10 protein-coding genes are annotated in these 23,668 nt (G+C 39.6%); 4 read left to right on the top strand and 6 right to left on the bottom strand.

The window, feature by feature from the left end; translation table 11 throughout:
• Positions 1-297: 297 nt before the first annotated feature.
• The 4 genes from QNI22_RS20020 to QNI22_RS20005 all read right to left on the bottom strand — a co-directional run bounded on the left by QNI22_RS20020 (position 298) and on the right by QNI22_RS20005 (position 11,217).
• The gene (locus QNI22_RS20020; protein ID WP_314513392.1) at positions 298-1,731 is read right to left on the bottom strand and encodes a TolC family protein; all 1,434 of its coding nucleotides are present in this window, start codon (positions 1,729-1,731) and stop codon (positions 298-300) included.
• Positions 1,724-4,927, bottom strand: a complete 3,204-nt coding sequence (locus QNI22_RS20015) for an efflux RND transporter permease subunit (protein ID WP_314513390.1) — start codon at positions 4,925-4,927, stop codon at positions 1,724-1,726. The genes QNI22_RS20020 and QNI22_RS20015 overlap by 8 nt, the downstream gene beginning before the upstream one ends.
• A gap of 23 nt (positions 4,928-4,950) precedes the next feature.
• Positions 4,951-6,036 carry an efflux RND transporter periplasmic adaptor subunit gene (locus QNI22_RS20010; RefSeq protein WP_313989509.1) on the bottom strand — a complete coding sequence of 362 codons (1,086 nt, stop codon included), beginning with the start codon at positions 6,034-6,036 and terminating at the stop codon, positions 4,951-4,953.
• Between the two features lie 915 nt (positions 6,037-6,951).
• Entirely contained in the window at positions 6,952-11,217 is a 4,266-nt protein-coding gene (locus QNI22_RS20005) for a two-component regulator propeller domain-containing protein (protein WP_314513388.1), read from the bottom strand.
• Between the two features lie 250 nt (positions 11,218-11,467).
• On the opposite strand from QNI22_RS20005, the gene QNI22_RS20000 reads away from it, so the two are divergent.
• From QNI22_RS20000 to QNI22_RS19985, 4 genes are all read left to right on the top strand, one after another.
• The gene (locus tag QNI22_RS20000; RefSeq protein ID WP_314513386.1) at positions 11,468-13,534 is read left to right on the top strand and encodes a glycoside hydrolase family 88 protein; all 2,067 of its coding nucleotides are present in this window, start codon (positions 11,468-11,470) and stop codon (positions 13,532-13,534) included.
• 48 nt (positions 13,535-13,582) lie between these two features.
• On the top strand, positions 13,583-14,836 hold the full coding sequence (locus QNI22_RS19995; protein ID WP_314513384.1) for a DUF2264 domain-containing protein: 1,254 nt from the start codon (positions 13,583-13,585) through the stop codon (positions 14,834-14,836).
• Between the two features lie 648 nt (positions 14,837-15,484).
• Entirely contained in the window at positions 15,485-18,538 is a 3,054-nt protein-coding gene (locus QNI22_RS19990) for a SusC/RagA family TonB-linked outer membrane protein (RefSeq protein WP_314513383.1), read from the top strand.
• 32 nt (positions 18,539-18,570) lie between these two features.
• Positions 18,571-20,202 (top strand): RagB/SusD family nutrient uptake outer membrane protein, encoded by a 1,632-nt coding sequence (locus QNI22_RS19985; protein WP_314513382.1) that lies wholly within the window; start codon positions 18,571-18,573, stop codon positions 20,200-20,202.
• Between the two features lie 88 nt (positions 20,203-20,290).
• On the opposite strand, the gene QNI22_RS19980 is transcribed toward QNI22_RS19985, so the two are convergent.
• Together QNI22_RS19980 and QNI22_RS19975 are read right to left on the bottom strand one after the other, a co-directional pair.
• Positions 20,291-22,183 (bottom strand): serine hydrolase, encoded by a 1,893-nt coding sequence (locus tag QNI22_RS19980; RefSeq protein ID WP_314513380.1) that lies wholly within the window; start codon positions 22,181-22,183, stop codon positions 20,291-20,293.
• A gap of 71 nt (positions 22,184-22,254) precedes the next feature.
• Complete coding sequence (locus tag QNI22_RS19975; RefSeq protein ID WP_314513378.1) at positions 22,255-23,406, bottom strand: AraC family transcriptional regulator; 1,152 nt, start codon at positions 23,404-23,406, stop codon at positions 22,255-22,257.
• Positions 23,407-23,668: the final 262 nt, after the last annotated feature.

Here is a 23,668-nt window from a genome sequence, read left to right as displayed (position 1 = left end):
TGCCTGAGTAGTACTATTGTGGTATGATTTTAAAAGACAACAAGAATGATCCTGAAAACTGGCTAAAGAAGATAAGGTTACACCAGATTTTTATAATAACATTGGAAATGGCAATTGTTGGCCTGATTCTGTTTTTGATTCATACATTTATAGTATGAACTTAGATGATTTGTCTAGCAGTACTTCGATAGCTATAAATAAAAAAGGTTCGGCCAATATGCCCGAACCTTTTGTTTACTATGTGTAGTTCTAAACTATTTAACGTAGATAATTGCGTAATCTATTGGCACTATCTGCTTAATTCCATCCACCACCTAATGCTCGATAAATATTAACCATAGCATTCATCTGTTGCATCTTGGTTTCAACCAGTTCAAACTTAGATTCTTGCGCATCCCGTTGAGTTAACAATACTTCCATATAATCAGCTCTTGCGGAACTAAAGAGGTTGTTGGAAATAGTGATAGACTGGGTCAATGCCTGCACTTCTTTCTCTTTCAAATCGTAACTCTTTTCAAGATTACTGATTTTTGATACCTGATTGGCTACCTCAACATAGGCGTTTAGAATAGTACGTTCATAATTGTAAACAGCCTGCAATTGTCTGGCATTAGCATTGATATATGTTGCTTTTATGGCGTTTCTGTTAACCAAAGGCACAATCAAATCTCCTGCCAGTGAATACAGCAAAGATTGAGGTGTCTTGATCAGATAAGATGGATTGAATGCATCAAAGCCAATAGCTGCTGAAATACGCAGAGATGGATAGAAGTTAGCCTTCGCTGATTTTACATCCAGCTTCGCTGCCATAAGTGCTAGTTCAGCTTGTTTAATGTCCGGGCGATTTGCCAGCAACTGAGAGGGAACACCTGAATATATAGTACTTGGAATTAAGTTGTTGAAAGCTTGGAAGTCTCTCTGGATAGGTTGAGGATACCGACCAAGCAGAAAGTTAATCCGGTTTTCTGTTTCAACAATTCTTTGCTGAATACCATACTGAATACTTCGGGTGTTAAGCACTTGTGCTTCAAACCTGCGTACTGCTAGTTCTGTAACACGGGCAGATTGTTTCTGCAGTCTTACAATTTCCAGCGCATTATTCTGAATCTCAATATTCTGCCTTACAATAGCTAGCTGATTGTCCAACGCCAGTAATTCATAATAAGAGTTAGCTATCTCTGCAATCAGGTTGGTAACCATGAAGTTTCTTCCTTCTACAGAAGACAGATACCGGTTTACTGCTGCCTTTTTCGCATTGCGTAATTTATGCCAGATATCCAGTTCCCAGGTAGCAAAAGCTTCTACCAGATAATCTGGCAATGGATCTGGCATTTCCTTATCCGGTTTGATCTGAGTATTTGCCTCAGTAGCTCCCTGAAGAGTATATCGGCCAGACTTTTCAACGCCAGCTGCTCCTCGTAAACCTACAAATGGCATGTAATCTCCTTTTCTGACTCTTATTTCATTTCTGGAAATTTCAATTTCCTGTAATGTAATATTTAATTCCTGGTTGTTTTTCAACGCAGTATCAATCAGAGCGACCAGATTAGGATCTGTAAAGAAGTCCCTCCATCTGATCTTTGCAGTATTGGTAGAGTCCTGCGAGTTATTAAAACTCGCAGGGACTTTCTTATTTTCTGTTCTGACTGATGTAGTCGGTACACTACAAGCTGTAACCAGTAAGAGAATACAGCCTGTGGCTAAGCAATTCAATATTCTTTTATTACTCATCGTCTTTGCTGTCATCAATTATGGGAAAAGTGTCTATGCTATGTACGAAGCCTTCAGTTAATGAACCTTCTTCTTCATCTTTAATCATCTTCCGGCCTTCTGCCAGGCTTCCGAATATGTAGTACAACCCAGGTACAATAAGTACCCCGAAAATGGTTCCGAAAAGCATACCACCCAGTGCAGAGCCACCGATAGTACGGTTACCAATTGCACCTGCACCATGAGAGATTACTAATGGAATTAACCCTGCAATAAAGGCAAAAGATGTCATCAAAATAGGTCTGAAACGTACTTTGGCACCTTCAATAGCTGCGTCGATTATAGTTGCACCCTGCTTGTTTTTCTGAACGGCAAACTCTACAATCAATACAGCGTTCTTTCCTAACAACCCAACAAGCATGACAAGTCCTACCTGAGCATAGATGTCGTTAGCCAATCCCATGGATTTAATCAACATAAATGATCCGAATACACCTGGAGGTAATGAGAACACTACGGCTAATGGAATAATAAAGCTTTCGTATTGTGCTGCAAGTACAAAGTAAACGAAGACTAATACGATGACGAAAATTACAACCGCTTCATTTCCACGTCTTACCTCATCATAGGAAAGAGCTGCCCAGTCAATATCAAAGCCGTGAGGTAAGGTTTTGGCTGCCACTTCCTGTACTGCTTTGATTGCCTCACCACTACTGTATCCTTTGGCAGGAGCACCGCGTACGGCTGCTGTATTATACATGTTGTAGTGGTTGATTTCATTGGCTCCCTGTTTCTTTTTAATCTTCATGAAAGCTGAGAACGGAACCATTTCACCATGGTCGTTTTTTACATACATTTCCATGATATCACTTGGGAGTCTTCTGTATTCCGGTGCAGCCTGAACAAACACCTTAAAGAAACGTTGATATTTAATGAAACCAAGTTCGTATGTACTTCCTACATAAATAGAAAGTGTATTCATAGCATTACCGATAGTTACCCCTTTCTGCATGGCCAGCTGATTGTCTATCTCAATCTCGTATTGTGGATAGTTGGCACTGAAGAAAGTGAATAGACCTGTAAGTTCTTTGCGCTTGCCCAATTCTGCCATGAAATCGTTTTTCACTTTTTCAAGCTGATTGTAATCACCACTATTGGTTTTGTCCAGTAACTGTAATGCAAAACCACCTGCCGCTCCAAATCCAGGTACAGCTGGCGGATCGAAAAATTCTATGGTTGCACCCGGAATCTCTTTTGCTTTCTCTTCCAGTTCATAAATAATTTCCTGCATGGTATGTTTGCGTTCAGACCATGGTTTCAGGTTAATCAAACATGTACCTGCATTTGATCCCCGACCTTCTGTCAATACCTCATAACCTGCTATGGAAGAAACAGATTTTATTCCATCTACTTTTTCAACAATTTCCTGCAACTGACGGGATATATCATTGGTTCTCTCAAGAGTTGAACCTGGAGGTGTCTGGATAATGGCGTAAATCATACCCTGATCTTCACTAGGAATAAAGCCGGAAGGCAATATGTTTGCAACTATAGCAATCCCGGCTGCAAATGCCAGCCACATACCAACAGTCACCCACTTTCTGTGTGCTATTACCCGTAATACACTTGTATATTTATCCGTCAGTTTCTCAAATCCCCGGTTAAAACTATCAAGAGCTTTGGTTAGAATATTTGATTTCTTTGGTTTGCCATGATTATTCTTTAAGATCATAGCACAAAGAACAGGGGTAAGGGTTAAGGCAATAAAACCAGAGAGTACAATAGAACTAGCCATTGTTATGGAGAACTGTCTGTAGAATGTACCTACAGCACCAGGCATAAAGGCTACCGGAATAAACACCGCAGTCATCAACAAGGTAATGGCAATTACCGCACCACTGATCTCTCTAAGCACTTTCTGTACCGCTCGATAAGGCGACAAATGATATTCTTCCATCGCCGCATGGACTGCCTCGACGACGACAATCGCATCATCCACCACAATACCAATCGCCAACACAACCGCGAATAAGGTGATCATGTTGATGGTAAGCCCAAGCAACTGCATAAAGATAAATGCACCAATCAGCGATATAGGTACCGCTAGTGTTGGAATAAGTGTAGATCTCCAGTCGCCAAGGAAGACGAATACTACTAACGCCACCAGAATAAATGCATCTCTTAATGTGTGGATTACGTTTTCAGTAGAGGCATCCAGGAAGTTAGAAACGTCATAACTGATCTCATAGTCCATTCCGGGAGGGAAAGATTTTTTAAGATCCTCCAACTTGGCTTTTACGTTTTCAATTACCTCTGTAGCATTACTGCCGTATGTTTGTTTTAATACAATCGCTGCCGATGGATGTCCGTTCAGGTTGGAGTAAATGTCATAATATTCACTTCCCAATACAACAGATGCTACATCTTTCAAACGAAGCAATTCTCCATTGGGATTTGCTCTGATAATTACATTTTCATATTGAGACGGTTCACTGAAACGGTCACTGTAAGCTAAAACGTATTCTAATGATTCTGCCCGGCTACCATCCCCTCTACCTATCCGTCCGGGTTTACCAATGATACTTTGATCATTCAGTGCTTCCATCACCTCATCCGGAGAAACATTATACGCTCGCATACGGTCAGGCTTTAACCAAACCCGCATCGCATATTGCCGGCTACCAAGAATCCTTGCTTGTCCTATACCGTTGATCCGTTGTATTTCAGGAATCATGTTAACACCAGCATAGTTAAAAAGGAACTTCATGTTGGCATTCTTATCCTTACTATACAGGTTAACGTACATCAACATACTAGGAATTACAGGCGTAATAACAACCCCTTCACGTTGTACCAGTGTAGGTAAACGGTTAGTCACCTGCTGAACACGGTTGGAAACCTGTACCAGAGCCTGGTTTATATCAGTACCTGGGTTGAATATAACCTGAATGTTAGCTTCACCCGCACTGGTTGCATCGGAAGTCATGTAACGCATACCCCACGCACCATTGATAGATTGTTCCAGCGGAATAATAACTGACTCTGCCAATGCTTTGGCACTAGCTCCCGGATAGGATGCAGAAACCATTACAACCGGAGGCGCAATTTCAGGGAACTGGGATGTTGGTAATGTCTTGACAGCCAGGACGCCCATGAAAATAATCACAAGCGATAAGACGATGGCGAATACTGGCCTCTTTAAAAATAAATTAAACATTAGCTTGCTTTTAAATGTTGATGTTATTCGACATATACTTTCAGGTGAGAAATTACCGACTTCGGTTCCTCATATTTGAATTCTATCTTATCTCCCTCTTTTACCTTACGTATACCTTCCAGCATAATTTTTTCGTCTGCTGCTAAGCCATCTTTTACTATATAGATATCAGGCATTTCAGCAGAAATAGTAATTTCCTTCTGATGTACTACGTGATCTTTACCAACCACAAATACATATTTCTTTTCAAGAACTTCGAAAGTGGACTTCTGAGGAATAATCAACGCTCCTTTAAGAGGTATGGTCATGCGGATGTTACCTGTTTCTCCATGTCTTAACAACCCATTAGGATTAGGGAAGGTAGCCCTGAAAGCAATGTTACCAGTTTCATTATTAAAATCAGCTTCAATGGTTTCTACTACACCTGGATAGTCAAACAGTTGATTGTTTGCCATCATCAGGTTTACTTTTATCAGACTGTCTTTTTTTACCTTAGTTTTATAATCCAGGTATTCAGCTTCCGGAACGTTAAAGTACACCCACATTTTGCTGTTATCTGACAGAGTAGTCAACAAGTCACCTTCATCTACAAGACTACCTAACCGCACCTGAAAGTGATCCATGATACCATCAAAAGGAGCTTTGATCTCTGTGAAACCTAAATGGACTTGAGATAAGGATAATTCAGCTTTTGCTTTGTTCAGCTTAGCCTTAGCCAATGCTAATTCATTAGGAGCTACTACATTGCTATCCGCAAGTCTTTTTGTGTTCAGGTATTCAATCTCCGCAAAATTGGCTTCTGCTTTCGATTTTTCCAGTTCAGCCTGATAAAGCATCGGCATAATCTGGAACATAATCTGCCCTTTTTTAACCATCTTTCCTTCGTCCACAAAAATCTTCTGCAAGTAGCCCTTTTCCAGTGCTCTAAGTTCAATGTGGCTTATGGCATGGATTTGACACACATAGTCTCTGAGAACTGTTGTGTCTTTTTGCAAAGGACTGGTAACCAGGAATTCAGTTTCTTCCTCCTTTTCTTCTTCTTTGTGTGATGTACAACTTGTATAACATAACAAGGCACACAAACTCATGAACATGAAAATTCTACTCATAATCTATTTGTACAGTTTGGTTTATGTTTCGTTAAAAGATGTGTAACCAATACACATAACTATAGCTGCTCTGATTTTTACTATTGATATTCAGCGTTGTTGATTAGGTAATTTGGGGCGGGGAGTACATATTTCTTTACTCGAAATATATGCTGAGTTATTGACAGTAAAATTGTCAATGTAGTTGATGCCGATAATGCAGTTTTCCCCGAGGCAATGCCTGTCAGATGACAGATCATTCTTAACAAATTATTACTAAAAAGACGCATAAATTGGAATACTTATTCTCTTCTCTATTACAAAAGTGCAACAGCTGAATTAAAGGGAAATTAACGTAGCATTAAAAGGTGATTAAAAGAGAGAGGCTATTCTTTAATTAGATAAGTGTTTTGGAAAACACATGTGTAGGTTGTGATTATGTCTGTCAATGCAGATAACGGACTCGGGAATTGTACTTACAAGGGTCTGCGTTGGAAGTTTATATATACTATTTTTGTTTTTATTGCGTTGATATACAGACTGTTGTCTGTAAAGTTAGTTTGTGTGGGGAGAATTATTTTAGAGGATAGGTACTTCTTATTGCTTGTGTAATAATTGCATTAAATATGACAAAAAATACACTAAATAGTAACATATTTAGAGTTATGATTTTAGTATAATCACACTTTTTCTACAGATAAGTCCAATTTAGTTATTTAAGTATTCCAGGTTAGGTGATGAAAACAAAATTGAGTAGAGTATCTCTGTTAATAGATAAAGGCAATAGGTATATCCAAGAGTATTGGACGGAAAATAATTTAGCAATAGAAAAACTGGATTATTCTAGGAATTGTGATTGCCAGACTCTTTCCATAAGTTTGCCAGCAATACTTCATAGTGAGAGGATTAATAGATGGGATAAGAAAAGAAGAGCTTTTATTTATTCGACTCTTCTTTTTCTGTTTTACGATGAAGTTTGGCGTATTCAGATGGTGTCATATTGTAGATTTTTTGAAAAGTCTGCCGGAAATATTTATTGTCTTCAATTCCTACTTCAAATGCAATTTCAGAAACCCGCAAGGTTGTATGAGCCAAAAGCTGAGCAGCTCTTTTCATGCGAATGTCCCGGATAAATTCAACGACTGTCTGGCCTGTGATACTTTTGATGCGACGATAAAAGACAGATTGACTCATTCCCATTTCCTGTACCAGAATCTGTACATTAAATTCCTGTTCACTCAATCTGGATTCCACAATTTTCATTGCTTTCTCAAGAAATAGTTTATCTTCATCCGGAATCACTACTTCTGTGGGTTCCAGCAAAATCTGACGTTGATAGTAAGTGCGAAGCTTAAATCGATTTCTCAGAATTGCATCGGCTTTTGCGTATAAAATGTTGGGATTAAACGGCTTAATAATATAATCGTCTGCACCAGTTTCCAGGCCTTCCAGTTCATGAACAGCAGAGGCTCGGGCTGTAAGTAAGATTACTGGAATATGCATGGTTTTAGGATGTTGTTTCACCTTTTTGCATAATTCCATACCATCACTGCATGGCATCATCACATCACTGATGATCAGATCCGGACAAGTATCCAGTGCAGTGATCCAGCCGTCATGCCCATCAGGAGCTGTAAGGATTTCGAAGTTGGATTCAAACATTTGCTGCAAATAATGAAGAACATCTTCATTGTCTTCCACCAACAGAATGCGTAATGATCCTGGTAGCGAAGTCTGTAGTTGTTCTGTTACTGGTAATTCTCCTGAATGTGAAATTTCATATTCTGCTTCAGGTGTAACAGATTCGTTCCGAATATCATCAGGAGCTAAATGGTCTTCTCCAAAAGGCATTTTGATTGTGAATAGTGTACCTGCTCCAGGTTGGCTTTTTACAGTGATTTTACCTGCATGCCGTTCTACCAACTGCTTTACCAGTGATAGGCCAATCCCGGTACCCATCATACGCAATGTTTCTGTTTGAGATGCCTGATAGTAAGGATCAAATATTTTATCAACCTCTTCTTCTTTCATCCCAATACCCCAGTCCTGTATAGTAATCAGTAAATAGTTAGTCTGAATATCTCCATTTTTTATAATCGCTGTTTCATTGGGATTACCAGCTATTGTGGCAGAGCAAACAATTTTTCCTCCTGAAGGAGTATACTTTAAGGCATTGGAGAGGAGATTAGTCAAAATAATCTCCATTTTGCTACGATCAAAATACAGAAATGCGGGCTGGGAGGGGACTGCTAGTTGATAATCCAGATTTAATTCTTCCGCTTTTAATTTAAAAATAAGGAATGTTTCTGTTAGAAAACCAATAATATCTTGTCTGCTAGCCTTAAGTGAAATATTGCCAGATTCAACTTTACGAAAATCCAGCAACTGATTTACCAGGTCCAGCAACTTACGTGTTTGTTTATGCATTAAGAGCACTTTATCCTTTAAACCTGTTAATTTACCTGTTGCCGTTACAAGCTCTTCCATTGGACCTAATATCAGAGTTAATGGTGTCCGGAGTTCATGGGACACATTGGTAAAGAAGCGTAATTTCAGATCATTGATTTCTTTTTCTTTCTCGTATTGAAAGTGTTCAAACGCTAACTTGTTTTTGAGCTCTTGTTGTTTTAAGGTAATGCGACGATACAATGCCAGTGCACCAACGATACAACAAGCATACAGTATATAAGCCCACCAGGTTTTCCACCAGGGGGGAAGTATGGTAACAGCTAATGTAGTATTTTGGTTTGACCATATACCATCCCCGTTGCTGGCTTTGACTATAAATCGGTATGTTCCGGCCTGCAGGTTGGAAAAGCTGGCAGTTCGTTGGCCTGGAGGGGCATATACCCAACGGGAGTTATATCCTTTGAGCATGTATGCATACTGATGTTTTTGTGGATTGTCATAATTTATACCGGCAAACTCAATGGAAAAATCGTTTTCTGAGGCTTTCAGTTCTATAGTCTGTGATTTGGAAAAAGATTTGGTAACCACAATTCTGTCATTGTAACTATCACCCACAGAGACCAGATGATTCATGATACGTAACCCTGTAATCTGAACCAAAGGAGGATAAGGATTATCCTGAATGGCCTGTGGACGAAAATAGGTGATTCCGTTTGTGCCTCCAAAATACATTGTACTATCCGAAGCATGGAAGGCTGCACCTACTTTAAAAGAGTTGCTCTGTAAGCCATCGGATACATCGTAGTGAATGAGGCGTTTGGTGGATGGATTGAACTGATACAAACCTGCTCCTCCAATCCACAAGTCACCTGCTTCGTCAGCCAGCAGGCTTTCTACATCTGTTTCAGGAACCCATTGACTGTAGCTTTTTATGACTTCTGTTCCTTTCTCATTTGTGGTTAACAGATGTAATCCTCCGCCTATAGTACCAATCCAAAGGTTACCCTTTTTATCTTTTAGCAAGGGCCATATATAATTAGTTTGTAAACTATTTGTGTTATTGGGTTCATGCTGGAAGTGGTGGAGTATCTTTATCGAGTCAGCTGTTAGTTTTGTTTTTAACAATCCCGCATCCCGAGTGCTGATCCATAGAATATTGGTATCTTTTTCATACAACAAGGCTGTCAGTTGATCTGTAGGAAGTTTTTTGTTTTGCAGAGAATAAGATCTGAGAAAAGTACCCTGTGGTGTAAACTGAAGCAACCCGGCATTAAAGGTTGCGATCCATATATATCCATTTTTATCTTCCAGTATTTTCTCAATACTTATATTGTTCCAGTTTGTTTCATTGGCGGGTAGAGCAGGTAGTTTTTGTAATGTATTTTGGTTGCTTAGTATATAAACGCCAAGAAAACGGGTACCTATCCAGATTGTACCATCTTTTCTTTCATAGAATGCTGTGACATCAATTCCATTTACATCACCAGAAAGAGCCCGGTTGAGGTAGTTGGTATAACGTTTCTGTGAAAAATTGTATGTTGCAAAACCATTACGTGTACCAATCCATACCAGCTTTTTTTGAGTGTCCTGATAAATAGCGTTTATATAATTATTGGCAGGCGTATCCTGACCTGATAGTTGCCTGCGGAGTTGATAGAAAGATTTGGTAGTTAGTTTTAACTGATTGAGTCCACCAGCAGATGTTGCCAGCCATAAATTATGAAAGCAATCTTCCATGATTTCATGTACTCGCACTGAATTGATACTATAAGGATCTGTGTCTAATGGCAGAAATGTATGAATCATAGACTCATTAACAGGAGGTCTATCATTTTCTGATACTCCTGCGCCTACCAGTAGTAAACCGAAGTTAGTGCCAACCCAGAGACGGTTAAAGGAGTCAAGATACAGACTCTCAATATCTCCAAATGTTCTTTGCAATGGTTTTGCTTGTAGATCAGAAGGATCTGAAAGATGCTTGCTGCTTATCCATAAAACCTGATTGCCTGTGCCTAACCATAGGTCACCTCGTCGGTCCATATGCAGACTTCTGATCGTATAGGCAGAGATAGAGTTAACTTTTGTTGCCTGAAGAGAGACTGTAGCTGAATAATTGTCGGTGATCTGAAATTTCCATAAACCATTACTGATAGTGCCAATCCAAATTGTATTGTGTTTGTCTGCTACAATTCGGCTGATAGAATAATCATAGGGAGAGGTAGTTTTAAGAGATGGATCTTTCAGATGGATTTGCCGGATATTTGTAATGAAGTTCTGGTTGTTGACCTGAATCATAAATACTCCATATCGGGCAGAGCCTACCCATAATCGGCCCTGAGAATCGGAGGTAATGGAAGAAATGGTAGAGGCACTGAGTATACTAGCCAGACTGTGATAGACAGGGTCTTTTAGGTGGTCCTTTATATTGACAAATGTATCTTTACCTGTATCATATCGAAATAAACCTGCTCGTTCTGTACCTACCCAGAGAGAACTGTCTTTACTTACATACAACGCTTTAATTCGATTACTGGCTAGACCAGTCTGGTCATTGAGCGGAAGATCATATTTTTTCAGGGCATACCCATCATACCGATTGATTCCCTTGTTGGTTCCAACCCAGATAAATCCTTGTTTATCCTGAGTCACAGCCATGGCATCACTATGTGCCAGTCCCTCATTTACTGTAATATGTTCAAACTTAAATTCTTCCGGGCTATTCTGAGGTAAACCTTCTGTGACAATGCAACAGATACTGAGAAAATTGAGAATATAATTAACTAGATACTTCATACGATAAGACTAAATTACCCCCTTTTTTTGACGAAAACTATCCGTCCCTGATTTTTTAGTGACTTTATTTTTGCACAATTCAAATGATAGATTGAAAAATTTTTGATTTTCAGTATTTTCTATTTTCCAGAGTACAAGTAGTCAATTGCGTTATCTACTCAAATTTTATTCTTACATGATTGTATTACCAATAAAATTAAGGAAGCCCCATTTATTGTTGCTTTGTCTTTTAGTAATCTCATTTCATAGTATGGGATATACAAAGAAACATTTTGGCGGAGAACTATCTGTTATGCACTTACCGGATGGCTTACCTGAAGATTCGTTGAAAAAGAGAATCAGTTTTCAACCAGGAGCACGCTGGTATGATGAAAGTGGAAAGTTAATCAATGCACATGGAGGGGGATTGTTATATGATAAAAAAACATATTACTGGTTTGGTGAGAAAAGAGGAGCAAAGGCTTCGGAAGGTGTGAATGTATATTCGTCTAAGGACTTATATAACTGGAGATATGAAGGTATAGCATTAGCCAAATCTACAGATCCTGCCAGTGAAATAGCTACTACAGGTTTGATGGAGCGACCTAAAGTGATTTACAACCGCAAGACAAAGAAATATGTGATGTGGTTCCATCTGGAACTACCTGGTAAAGGCTATAGTGCTGCAAGAGTAGGTATTGCAGTGAGTGATAAGGTAACAGGACCTTATAAATATCTGCATAGTTTTCGGCCTAATGGACACATGTCCAGAGATATGACTTTGTTTGTGGATGAGGATGGATCTGCTTATCATATTTATTCTGCCCGTGATAATTATGATTTGCGTATTGTAAAGTTATCTGATGACTTTTTGAGTGCTACCCGGAAAGATACGTTGTTATTCAGCGAACACCGGGAGGCCCCAGCCTTGTTTAAATATAAAGGTGACTATTATTTGATTACTAGTGGTTGTACCGGATGGGCTCCCAATCGTGCCAGTCTTCATACATCCAAATCTTTGTTTGGCCCCTGGCAAATGGTAGGTGATCCAATGAAAGGTGTATTGGCAGAGAAAACATTTGATGGACAGTCAACCTACATTCTAACAGTGCAGGGGAAAAAAGATGCGTTTATCTTTATGGCAGACAGATGGAACCCAAAGAACCTGACAGATAGCCGATATCTTTGGTTACCCATTACATTTGAGAACAACAGCCCGGTTATTGAATGGACAGAAGACTGGAATCTGACTACTGGCTGGAATCCTTTGCCTACTACCCAAAAAGAAGTAAAATCTATTATTCAGAAAGTAAACAACTACTGGCAGACTACTAACCCTACACATGGGAGAGCTTTCTGGGATAATGCAGCCTATCATACAGGAAACATGGAAGCGTATTTTTTATTTGGAGAGGAAGCATACCGAAACTATTCGCAGGCATGGGCAGAGCATAATGAATGGAAAGGGGCTAAGTCTACCGATAAATCTACCTGGAAATATAGCTATGGTGAAACGGATGACTATGTTTTGTTTGGTGACTGGCAAGTCTGTTTTCAGACTTATATTGACCTGTACACACTTAAACACGATTCTATCCGAATAGCTCGTGCAAAGGAAGTGATGGAGTATGAAATGTCGACATTAAAATCAGATTACTGGTGGTGGGCTGATGGGTTGTATATGGTCATGCCTGTGATGACGAAATTGTATAAGGAGACAGGGAATAAACAATACCTGGATAAACTATACGAATACTTCACCTATGCCAACAGCATTATGTATGATGCAGAGGCTAAGCTGTATTATCGGGATGCCAAATATGTATATCCCAAACACAAGAGTGTAAATGGTGTAAAGGATTTTTGGGCAAGGGGCGATGGATGGGTATTTGCTGCTTTGGCAAAGGTACTGAAAGATCTTCCTGCAAATGATCCCCACAGACAGGAATACATTACTAAATACAAAGGTATGGCAGAGGCAATTCGTATGTGTCAGCAACCCGAAGGATATTGGACCCGAAGTCTGCTTGATCCTACACATGCTCCAGGTCCTGAAACCAGTGGAACTGCCTTTTTTACCTATGGATTTCTATGGGGCATCAACAATGGCTATCTGGATGAGAAAACTTATTTACCTGTAGTTCAGAAAAGCTGGCAATATCTTTCAACGTTTGCTTTACAATCGGATGGTAAAATAGGCTATGTACAGCCTATTGGAGAAAAGGCTATTCCAAGACAAGTGGTTGACAAGAACTCAACCTCCAATTTTGGAGTAGGAGCTTTTCTGTTGGCTGGATGTGAAATGTACCGCTATCTCAACCGGAAAAATATCAAGTAGTTTTTCGATGCAAGATCTTTATTATTCTATTTCAAAATAATTCACCTTATGAAGAAATACTATTTCTATTCTCTATTTCTTGTTTTACTAACCCTCACTATAAGTACTGCAGGATATGCTCAAAAGAAACAAAATGCAAAAAAAACTCAACCCTTAAATGATCGTGCGTATTGGTTGAAGGAAATGGATAAAATGGTGAGACCTATGGTGCGCAGCCTGGCTCATGATAGCCTACGGATAGCTATGCCACAGGTAACCTCTGTCCGGATTGACAATCGGAATCACCGGATACAGGTACAATATCTGGAAGTACTTGGGCGGGTATTGAGTGGGATTGCTCCCTGGCTGCAACTGGAAGGGGGTAGTGCTAACGAAGTTGCTCTGCGGAACCAATATCGCCAGTGGGTGCTGGAAGGTATTTCGCATGCATTGGATTCTACATCAAAGGATTATATGCGTTTTGATATTGGTGGTCAGCAGTTGGTTGATGCTTCGTATCTGGCCTATGCTCTTATACGTGCTCCCTGGATATGGGAGAATATGAGTGTTACAGATAAACAACGTCTCGTAATTTCTTTCCGAACAACCCGGAAATTTAAGCCCGTTTTCTCAAACTGGTTACTCTTTTCGGCTATGACAGAAGCCTTCTTCTGTAAATATGGGTATGAATGGGACCCTATGCGGGTAGATTACGCCCTTCAGCAATTGGAGCAATGGTATGTGGGAGACGGGATGTATACAGATGGTATGAGTTATGCATTTGATTACTACAATAGTTATGTGATACATCCTTATCTGGCTACTATTACCAGTATCGTTAGCCAGAAGACGAATGCCTACAATCACATGATTGAGAAGATTAAGAAGCGTAATGAACGATATGCTATCATTCAGGAAAGACTAATCAATACAGATGGAACCTATCCTGCTACAGGCCGTTCGATTGTATATCGTGGAGCTGCTTTTCACCACCTGGCAGATATGGCCTGGCGCAAAGCATTGCCTGAGCAGTTGAGTCCGGCACAGGTGCGTTGCGCGTTGACTGCTGTTATCAAAAAGACACTGGAAAGCCCATCTACTTACAAAGATGGATGGCTGACAATTGGCTTGTATGGTTCTCAACCAGACATTGCTGATTTTTACAATAATCAGGGTAGTTTATACATCTGTACCAATATATTTTTGCCTTTAGGCCTATCTGAATCTGATCCTTTCTGGGCTGGTCCGGCTGCCAAATGGAGTGCTCAGAAAATCTGGAGTGGAGAGGATTTTCATAATGATCACAGTGCCGATTTGAGATAAACTACTTAATAAGTCACTCTGGAAATCTAAAGTTTTGATTTAGAGTGGCTTATTACATGATTCATCCCGAATTTTAGATGAGAGTAAAACTCAAGCCTATGCTTTTGAAAGTGTGGGTGTGGGTTTATTTTGAGAGATGTTTCTTTCTGAATCGGTTTATATTCCCTTACATTCTTCTACTTGCAGCTTCTTCATTTTTTGCTTGCCCAAAAAAGGACAACAAATGAGAATTTGTTGGGCCAGGATGTGTGCCAGCCGCAAAAAAGGGCAAAAAATTCCAAAGCTTCGCCCCACAGGGCCAACGCTAGGCTCGCGGAATTTTTATCCCTACGCACCTACACGGCCATTCGCTAGTTAAATTGTCTTTACTCTCTTTGTGACATTTATTATCCTTTCTCAATGACATTCTTTACTCAAAATTCGGGATGAGTCATGTGTTTATCCACTCTGAGCCTCTAAAATTTTGATTCAGAGTGGCTTATTCCTTGAAATAAATCCCCTCCTTTTTAATTTACCCCCCTTTTTTGGCGAAAACTCCCCCCAGTACCTCCAATAAGCTTCTTTAGATTTGCATTATTCGAATACAAAATTGTATGCCTGTTAGCGAATCTTTTTAAAAATCACTGTATTTTAAATCTAAAGTTGCCTATGAAAATCAGATGGTTACTACTCTTATGTATATGGCTTCCGTTTGAAAGAGTTTTTGCTCTTGCTCCTGAAAGCCATAAAAACTCTTCAAAACCTACCTCTTTGTTGCCTTTGTCGAAATCCAATACCAGTATAGCGGATATACAGGTAACAGGAACTATTACTGATGATAAAGGAGAAGTATTGCCAGGAGTAAGTATTTTGCTAAAGGGAACTTCTATTGGTACAACTACTAATAGTGAAGGAAAATATTCGATCAATATACCAGACGGTACTAAAGATCCTGTATTGATCTTTTCTTTTATTGGGTATACTACTGAGGAGGTCACAGTTGGAAACCGTACAGCTGTAGATATAAAGTTACTTCCTGACCTGCAATCTTTAAGTGAAGTCGTGGTAGTAGGATATGGTACCCAAAAACGTTCGGATATTACCGGGGCCGTAGCTTCTGTACCAAAGGCTAGACTTTCGCAGTTACCTGTCACCAATGTAATGCAGGCCATACAAGGATCTGTAGCCGGGGTTAATATCTCTCAACCCTCTTCAGTACCAGGTTCTACACCTTCAACCGTTGTTCGGGGACAAAATTCTATTAATGCCAGTACTTCACCATTTATTGTTGTGGATGGAATTCCTTTAAGCAAAACAGGAGGCTCATTGAATGACATCAATCCCAATGACATTGAGTCAATGGAAATTCTAAAAGATGCCTCTGCTGTGGCCATTTATGGTGTCAATGGTTCCAATGGAGTTATCCTAATTACAACCAAACGGGGAACAAGTGGCAAACCTACTATCCGATACAATGCCTATACTGGAATTGAAAATTATTCCCATATTCTAAAACCACGAAATGGGGAGGAGTATCTTCAGAAATACAAAGACTATATGATTCAGACAGGGCAGACTCAAACCAGTCCTGTACCAAATTATGATGAGCTGCCTAACTATAATGCTGGAATCACAACAGACTGGATTAAGGAATCAAGCCAGACAGGTATACTACAAGATCATAACTTGAGTATATCCGGAGGTTCAGATAAGACACGTTATTTTATTTCTGGTGAATACCTGGATCAAAAAGGGGTAATCAAAGGCTATCAATACAAAAGGGTAAGCTTCCGGTCTAATCTGGATGTAGATGTGACCAATTATCTAACAGCTGGGACATCTTTGTTTATTGCAAATAACAATTATGATGGGGGAAGATCCAATTTGTTGAATGCCTCAGCGATGAGCCCGTATGGACAGATGTACAATGCAGATGGATCGTATAAAATCTATCCTATGTTTCCAGAACAATTGTATACTAATCCATTGCTTGGACTAACTACAGATCGGGTAGACCGTAGTACCAATGTGAATGGGAATGCATATGCTCAAATTAAGTTTGGTGGTGCATTGAATGGATTGAAATACCGCATGAACTTAGGATATACCTATTTGCCTACCCGCACTGCCAGTTATACAGGACGTCTTGCCAATGATATGTTAGGAACTGCAAGAACTTCCTATTCTGAGACTAATAGTTTTGTGTTGGAAAACATCCTCTCATATACCAGGGACTGGGGTGTGAATCACTTAGATGTAACCGCCTTGTATAGTGCCCAGCAGCGGAGATACAATACATCCAGTGCTAACGCAACAGGATTTGTGAATGATCAGTTGTCCTTTAATAATCTGGGAGCTGGTGCTACTCAAACCAGTACTTCAGGTGCAGACAGGTATGCTCTTAACTCGCAGATGGGACGTATTAACTATTCTTATGATAGCCGATACTTATTGACATTGACAGCACGTCGTGATGGCGCTTCTGTGATGGGTGGGAATACAAGTAAATATGGAGTATTCCCTTCTGCTGCCATAGGCTGGAACATTAGTAATGAAGCTTTCATGAAAAATATTACCCCCATCAGTAATCTGAAACTACGTCTTTCATATGGTAAAACCGGTAATGAAGCAATTCCTGTCTATCGTACTATTACAACTAATGGCACTGTTCGATCCCCATTTAATGGTGTGAGTACCATTGGAGCTGTAGCTGGTAATCTGGGAAATGCAGACTTGCATTGGGAGTCAACATTGAGTCGTAATCTGGGTTTAGATTTTGGATTTCTTAATAATCGTTTCAGTGGTAGTATAGATATTTATTCAAATACATCCAAAGATTTATTACTTCTGAGAAGCTTACCCATCATTACAGGATATTCAAGTGTTTGGGATAACATAGGGGAAACTTCCAACAAAGGAATCGAAGTTACACTAAACACACACAATATAGACAAAGGGGATTTCAAATGGGAAAGTACTATCGTTTTCACTTCCAATAAGAACCGTATTGTGGATTTGTATGGGGATAAGAAAGATGATCTGGGAAATCGCTGGTTTATTGGCCAACCCGTTAGTGTAGTATATGATTACAAAATGGCTGGAGTATGGCAAACAGGAGAAGATGCTTCATCACAAGATCCTGGTGCCGTAGCTGGAGATTTAAAATTTGCTGATCTGAATGGTGACAAAAAGATTACAGCAGATGGCGACCGAATGATATTGGGACAATTAGCTCCTAAGTGGACTGGAGGGCTGACTAATACGTTTCATTACAAGAATCTGCATTTGAGCATTTTTATCCAAACGGTACAAGGTATTACCCGAAACAATCCGGATCTGACCTATGCAGATGAAACAGGTAAACGCAATACACCCAGTGATGTAGGTTACTGGACTGCTGAAAACCAAAGCAACACGCGTCCATCGCTGGCATTTAAAAATCCTCGTGGTTATGGATATGCTTCTGATGCCAGCTATACCAGAATCAAAGACGTAACCTTGAGTTATGTATTTGGACAGAAGATAGTAGATAAGCTGCATTTGGGAAGTCTTACAGCTTATGCGAGTGGCAGAAACCTTCATACATTCACTAATTGGATTGGATGGGACCCTGAAGCTGTTCAACAACCTCGCGGAGTTACTTCTTCCTCAGGGGATAGCTGGGTAAATAACTATCCTGTAACCCGTTCCTTTGTATTTGGGATAAATGTAACCCTTCGTTAATTGTCAGCAACCTCAGATTTATAATGAGTAACATGAAAACATATATCAAAATACTGTTTCTATTTGTAGTGGTATTGACAGTTTCCTGTAAAGATGCTTTTCTGGATGAAAAGCCCTATTCTTCCTATACACCTATTACCTTAAATGATTCCCTGGGGTTTGAAGCTTCTCTGGTAGGGTTATATAATCATACCAGTACTATCTTTTCCTGGTCTGATCAACAGGGATGGCCTAGTGTATGGCAGGTTGGTACAGATGTTGCCAATGCAACAGCGAATCAGCAAGGCGTAGAAATTCCATACTATAACTATACAGTGCTGACTCCTACAGATGGCGCTGCTGCACGTACCTGGAACCGTAATTATATCATGGTCAATCTGACCAATATTATTATCAATAGCATTGAATCTCCTACATTGACAGGTATTAGCAATGGAGGAAAAGATCTGATCAGTGCTGAAGCAAAATTCTTCAGAGGATATGCTTATAACAATCTTGCTACTTGCTTTGGGGGAGTACCTTTGATTACACAGGCTCTTACTGCTCCGAAAACGGATTTTGTAAGAGCATCTCTGAATGAAGTCAATGAGCAGATTGTTGCTGACCTGACTTTTGCTGCACAACATCTTCCGGATATTGAGGCTGTACGTTCGAATAGTAAAGGTAAGTTGTATGGTCGTGCCAATAAATACATGGCTATGCAATTACTGGCAGAAGTATATTTACGCATTGGCGAACCTGCTCTGGCAGAGGCTCAGCTTCAGACAATCATTAATAGTGGCCAGTTTTCTTTGATTAAGAGTCGTTATGGTATCAAGTCAAGTAATCCCGGTGATTATTATGCAGATATGTTTATTTATGGAAATCAGAGACGTGTACAAGGCAACAGAGAAGCCATCTGGGTGCTGGAGCAGGAAAATCCCAATACAGTAGTAGGAGGAATTACCGATAACCCTCAACAACGCCGCGTATGGGGAGCTGCCTATCACAATGTAAAAGGTATGGCATTGTCTGATTCTACAGGTGGTCGCGCATTGGGTCGTTTGCGATTGAGTAATTGGGTTATCTATAACTTATATCAGCCAGGTGACATCCGCAACTCACAATATAGTATTCGGAGAAGATATGTGTATAATGACCCCAAACAGTCTGCCACATATGGCAAACCTGTACCTTATACAGGGACAGATACCTTATTCAATCTTGCTCCACATACTACCAAGTGGTACCAGTTTGACCCCAATGATACCTTCGGCTATGCTATGATCAAAGATTTTATTCTGATGCGTTTAGGAGAAACGTACCTGTTGCTGGCAGAAGCACAGTTTAAGCAAGGAAAACTGGAAGAAGCGGCGGCTAGTATCAATGTATTACGGGAACGGGCATTCCCGGATTACCCAACTGTTGGTAAAGTGTCTGCCTCTGATATCACGCTGGATTTCATTTTGGATGAGCGTGTACGTGAGTTGATTGGAGAAGAAAACCGCCGAATGACACTGATGCGTACCAAAACACTGGTAGACAGGGCTACCCGACTTAACTCCAATAACCCGGTTAATCCACTTAGAGGTTTGACCAGCACCCATTTACTGATGCCTATTCCATTGTCAGAAATTCAGTTGAACAAGGATGCTGTATTAGAGCAGAATCCTGGATACGAATAGAAATAGCTTACTAATTGAGATTTTCAGTATCCTGTGGTGTATTGTGTAAACTATACACCACAGGATACTGTCATTTTTGAGGGGTTCATCAGAACCAGTGATGAATCAAAAGTAGAATAAGTATATAACTACCAGCTAAAGTTATTAAACTGAGATATGTTTTTAAAAATGTATTTAACGAACGAAACCTGATCAACAGAAGTATAATCATTGTTATTGTAAACAAACCAAATCCATACAAAGCAATGGTTGATTTGGTTACAACAGGTGTAACAGGAATACCTTCGTATAAATAGCTTATGATAGATGAAAAATAAATCAGTGCCATTCCCAGACTGACTGCTGCTAGTGATGGCAGAATCTGAAGAAGTATAATGATAAATGAAGGAGACTGTTTACGTATTCGCTGAATGACAAACCAGATAAGAACCACTATCCCATAAAGGACACTGATAAAAAGCAAACACACACATAGGGTTAGTACAATAGTAGGTAACCATGCTTCTATAGCATTGATCTTCTTGAAATACAATCCACTCTGCATAACAACCGGTTCATTCTCAGAATTTTTTACTAATGCAATTCTGGCGATGAGAGTGTGTGAATCTCTAAAAATTTTATGACTGACAGATGTCCATGATGTACCTCCTCCCAAAAGTCGTTTAGCCTCCAGTTCTTCTCCTTTTCTGGAAAGTAAAAAGGTAAACTGTAAGCTTTCCAGAAATCCCATACGCAAATCATTGGGACTATCAAACCGATAATATCCCAGATAAGGTTCTATAGATTCTTTATCCAGTGGATGAGACACTGGTTGAGGTTTGGGAACATGTTGAGTCAGATAATGTCGGATTATACTATCTAATGGAAAAGCATTGCAGGGAGAATTAACTGCATAAGCATAACCTATACCCAGTTCCCGATTATAAGCAAATGTGGACGAAAATGGTCCAATTATCCCTGTATGGCCCCTAAACTGAAATCCATCGGGTAATTCTACCAATAAATCATTGCCGTATGCATACGTGTTCTGCAAGCCTGTCTGGGCAGACAGATAGGAGTGAGGAGTTTCACTATCAGAAAGAATTGTCTTGGAAAGAAATTGTCCTTGTGGTGTCTGCCATTCATTCAGATAAGCCTGTAATACGTGAGAAAGATCCATAGCATTCGTATGTAAGGAACCGTTTCCGGGATTGTATTGAGGTAATGATGGAATTTGTCTGAACTTTTCATTTTGCCAGATATAACCTTTTGCATAGTTGTTTGTGTTATCTGAACGTAAATAAACATTTGTATTTAACATAGTAAGAGACTGAAAAACATGTTTCCTCATATACTCATTGAAAGGCTGGCCAGATAGCTTTTCAATACTATATGCCAGAATTGCATAGTTTACATTGGAGTATGAATGCCTTTCTCCCGGCTTCCATTTGGATACCATATATTTCTCAAAAATATGTAGTGATTGGAGAGTACTTACATCTGTGTCCGCATAATTGAATTCTTCTATGGGTGATTTGTCACTAAAGCCTGTTGAGTGTTCCAGCAAGTGCTGAATCGTAATTGGATTGCTATCTTCCCAGGAGTTTTGGAAGGGTACTTCCGGGGCTATTTGGCGTAGAGAGGTCGCCACAGACAACTTTCTTTCATTGATCAGACTAAATATGCCCAGTGCAGTGAATAGTTTGGTAGTAGAACCCATTCGAAACAGATGCAGATTGGTAACTGGAGTTTTTCTTTCCACATCTGCCAATCCCAAGCCTTCACACCAGAGAGTTGAATCTTTTGTCACCAGAGTGACTGACATTCCAGCAATGTGCTGTTGGGCCATTTCTTTCTGCAATATTGTTTTCAACTCGACCAGTGTTAACGGTTTCGGCAGAGGTTGTCCTTTCGCCCAGAAAGAAAGTAATAGTAAAGGAAAAACAAGAGAGAATAATCTCTTGAGAAGATAACTGAGAAAACAGGTAAGGGTAGACTGCATGAGTTAATGAGATTATAGCAATATGAAATCGTTGCAATAATCTCATCCGCGCCTCTATTGATCTACTCAAATCATGTTTTGAGTAAAGTTTTTGGTTGATTATTCTGAAATTCCCGAGGAGTTATTCCTTCAGTCTGCTTGAATACCCGCTGAAAAGTCTGAATGGAATTGAAACCCGATTCCAGTGCAATTCCTGCAATGGTGAGATGCTGATATTGCGGATCAGATAAACGGGTTTTGGCCTCCCGTATTCTGTATTGGTTCACAAACTCTCCAAACCCAAGTTTTAATACCTGATTACATATTGCAGAGATATATCGGCTATTTAGTTCTGTAACCTGAGCAAAGCGACTCAGGTTAAGCTCCGGGTCCAGGTAACATTTTTGCTGTTCCATAATCTGTTGCATTTTGTTGATCAAAGTATTTATCTCTGAAGGTTCCAGCAAATCGAGTATGGATGAATTGATCTTTTCCTTCTGAATTTGTAGGATCTGTATTTTCTGATTTCCAACAAAGGCGATCCAGTATACCAGTAATGCCAGGGAAATTTCTAACGGAAATGCAAGATTGACAGTAAGGTCAAACAGGATGGTAGCAAAGATGGTGATTGCCCAGATTCCATAGGAAGTTAATAAGGCAAATAGTAATCGTTTTAACCAGATATATATAATTGGATTTGTTGTCTCTGGGTTTTCTTTGTCTTGCTGGTTTATTTTATTCCATCTATTCAGAATAGAATAGGATTGAAACCAGAACCAGGCAAATGCCAGAATCAGGATAATATGCTCGGCTTGTAAAATACGGCTAAATACAGGCCAGAGCATTTGTGGAGTAGAAGGTCCCAACGCTTTGGTGAAAAATAATAAGGCGTGAATAAGATTAATTAAAAAGCTGATGATAGAAGGAATGAAGTATTTCCATAAAGAATAAGGTAAGTTGCTAACTCCTATTGTATTGCTGACAATATATAATAACAACAAAGGTCCCAGACAAAAGATATGAAAGACAGGAAAAAACGTATTAGGACAATAAATGACCAGAGGAGATTCTGTAGTATATAAAAATACCTGAATACTATTATAGGCTAATATTAATGTAAACCATGCCAGGTATTTTTGCCTGACTGGCCCTTTCTCTTTGGATAGAAATAATACCAAGGTTAGAATGCTACCCTGTATAGAACCTAAAAGTATGATAAGACTTAAGAGTGAAAGATTAAGCATAACCTATGTAATTAATACAAATAAAGAAGCGGCTAACCAATGGATGAAAAGGTATTGATAAATCCATAGTCAGAGTACAATCACCAGCAATATTTGTATAGATCTTTGACTGACAGGTATATTTTCTATTGATATAAGTGGTGCCAGTCAGTGCAAAAAACTGGTACACATTGCGAATATACAACTATGCCGCAACTCCTGGATCAGTCTAATGTACTTCCACTGATTAGATTTTGTTTAGTGATGAAACAGAGAAATATCA

It is taken from the genome of Xanthocytophaga agilis (assembly GCF_030068605.1).
GTDB lineage: Bacteria > Bacteroidota > Bacteroidia > Cytophagales > 172606-1 > Xanthocytophaga > Xanthocytophaga agilis.
This window is presented reverse-complemented; position numbering and strand designations above follow the sequence as displayed.

What these genes read in the sequence shown, in the direction of transcription:
- QNI22_RS20020 (WP_314513392.1), bottom strand. Translation starts at nt 1,731, where the DNA reads ATGAGTAATAAAAGAATATTGAATTGCTTAGCCACAGGCTGTATTCTC.
- QNI22_RS20015 (WP_314513390.1), bottom strand. Translation starts at nt 4,927, where the DNA reads ATGTTTAATTTATTTTTAAAGAGGCCAGTATTCGCCATCGTCTTATCG.
- QNI22_RS20010 (WP_313989509.1), bottom strand. Translation starts at nt 6,036, where the DNA reads ATGAGTAGAATTTTCATGTTCATGAGTTTGTGTGCCTTGTTATGTTAT.
- QNI22_RS20005 (WP_314513388.1), bottom strand. Translation starts at nt 11,217, where the DNA reads ATGAAGTATCTAGTTAATTATATTCTCAATTTTCTCAGTATCTGTTGC.
- QNI22_RS20000 (WP_314513386.1), top strand. Translation starts at nt 11,468, where the DNA reads ATGGGATATACAAAGAAACATTTTGGCGGAGAACTATCTGTTATGCAC.
- QNI22_RS19995 (WP_314513384.1), top strand. Translation starts at nt 13,583, where the DNA reads ATGAAGAAATACTATTTCTATTCTCTATTTCTTGTTTTACTAACCCTC.
- QNI22_RS19990 (WP_314513383.1), top strand. Translation starts at nt 15,485, where the DNA reads ATGAAAATCAGATGGTTACTACTCTTATGTATATGGCTTCCGTTTGAA.
- QNI22_RS19985 (WP_314513382.1), top strand. Translation starts at nt 18,571, where the DNA reads ATGAAAACATATATCAAAATACTGTTTCTATTTGTAGTGGTATTGACA.
- QNI22_RS19980 (WP_314513380.1), bottom strand. Translation starts at nt 22,183, where the DNA reads ATGCAGTCTACCCTTACCTGTTTTCTCAGTTATCTTCTCAAGAGATTA.
- QNI22_RS19975 (WP_314513378.1), bottom strand. Translation starts at nt 23,406, where the DNA reads ATGCTTAATCTTTCACTCTTAAGTCTTATCATACTTTTAGGTTCTATA.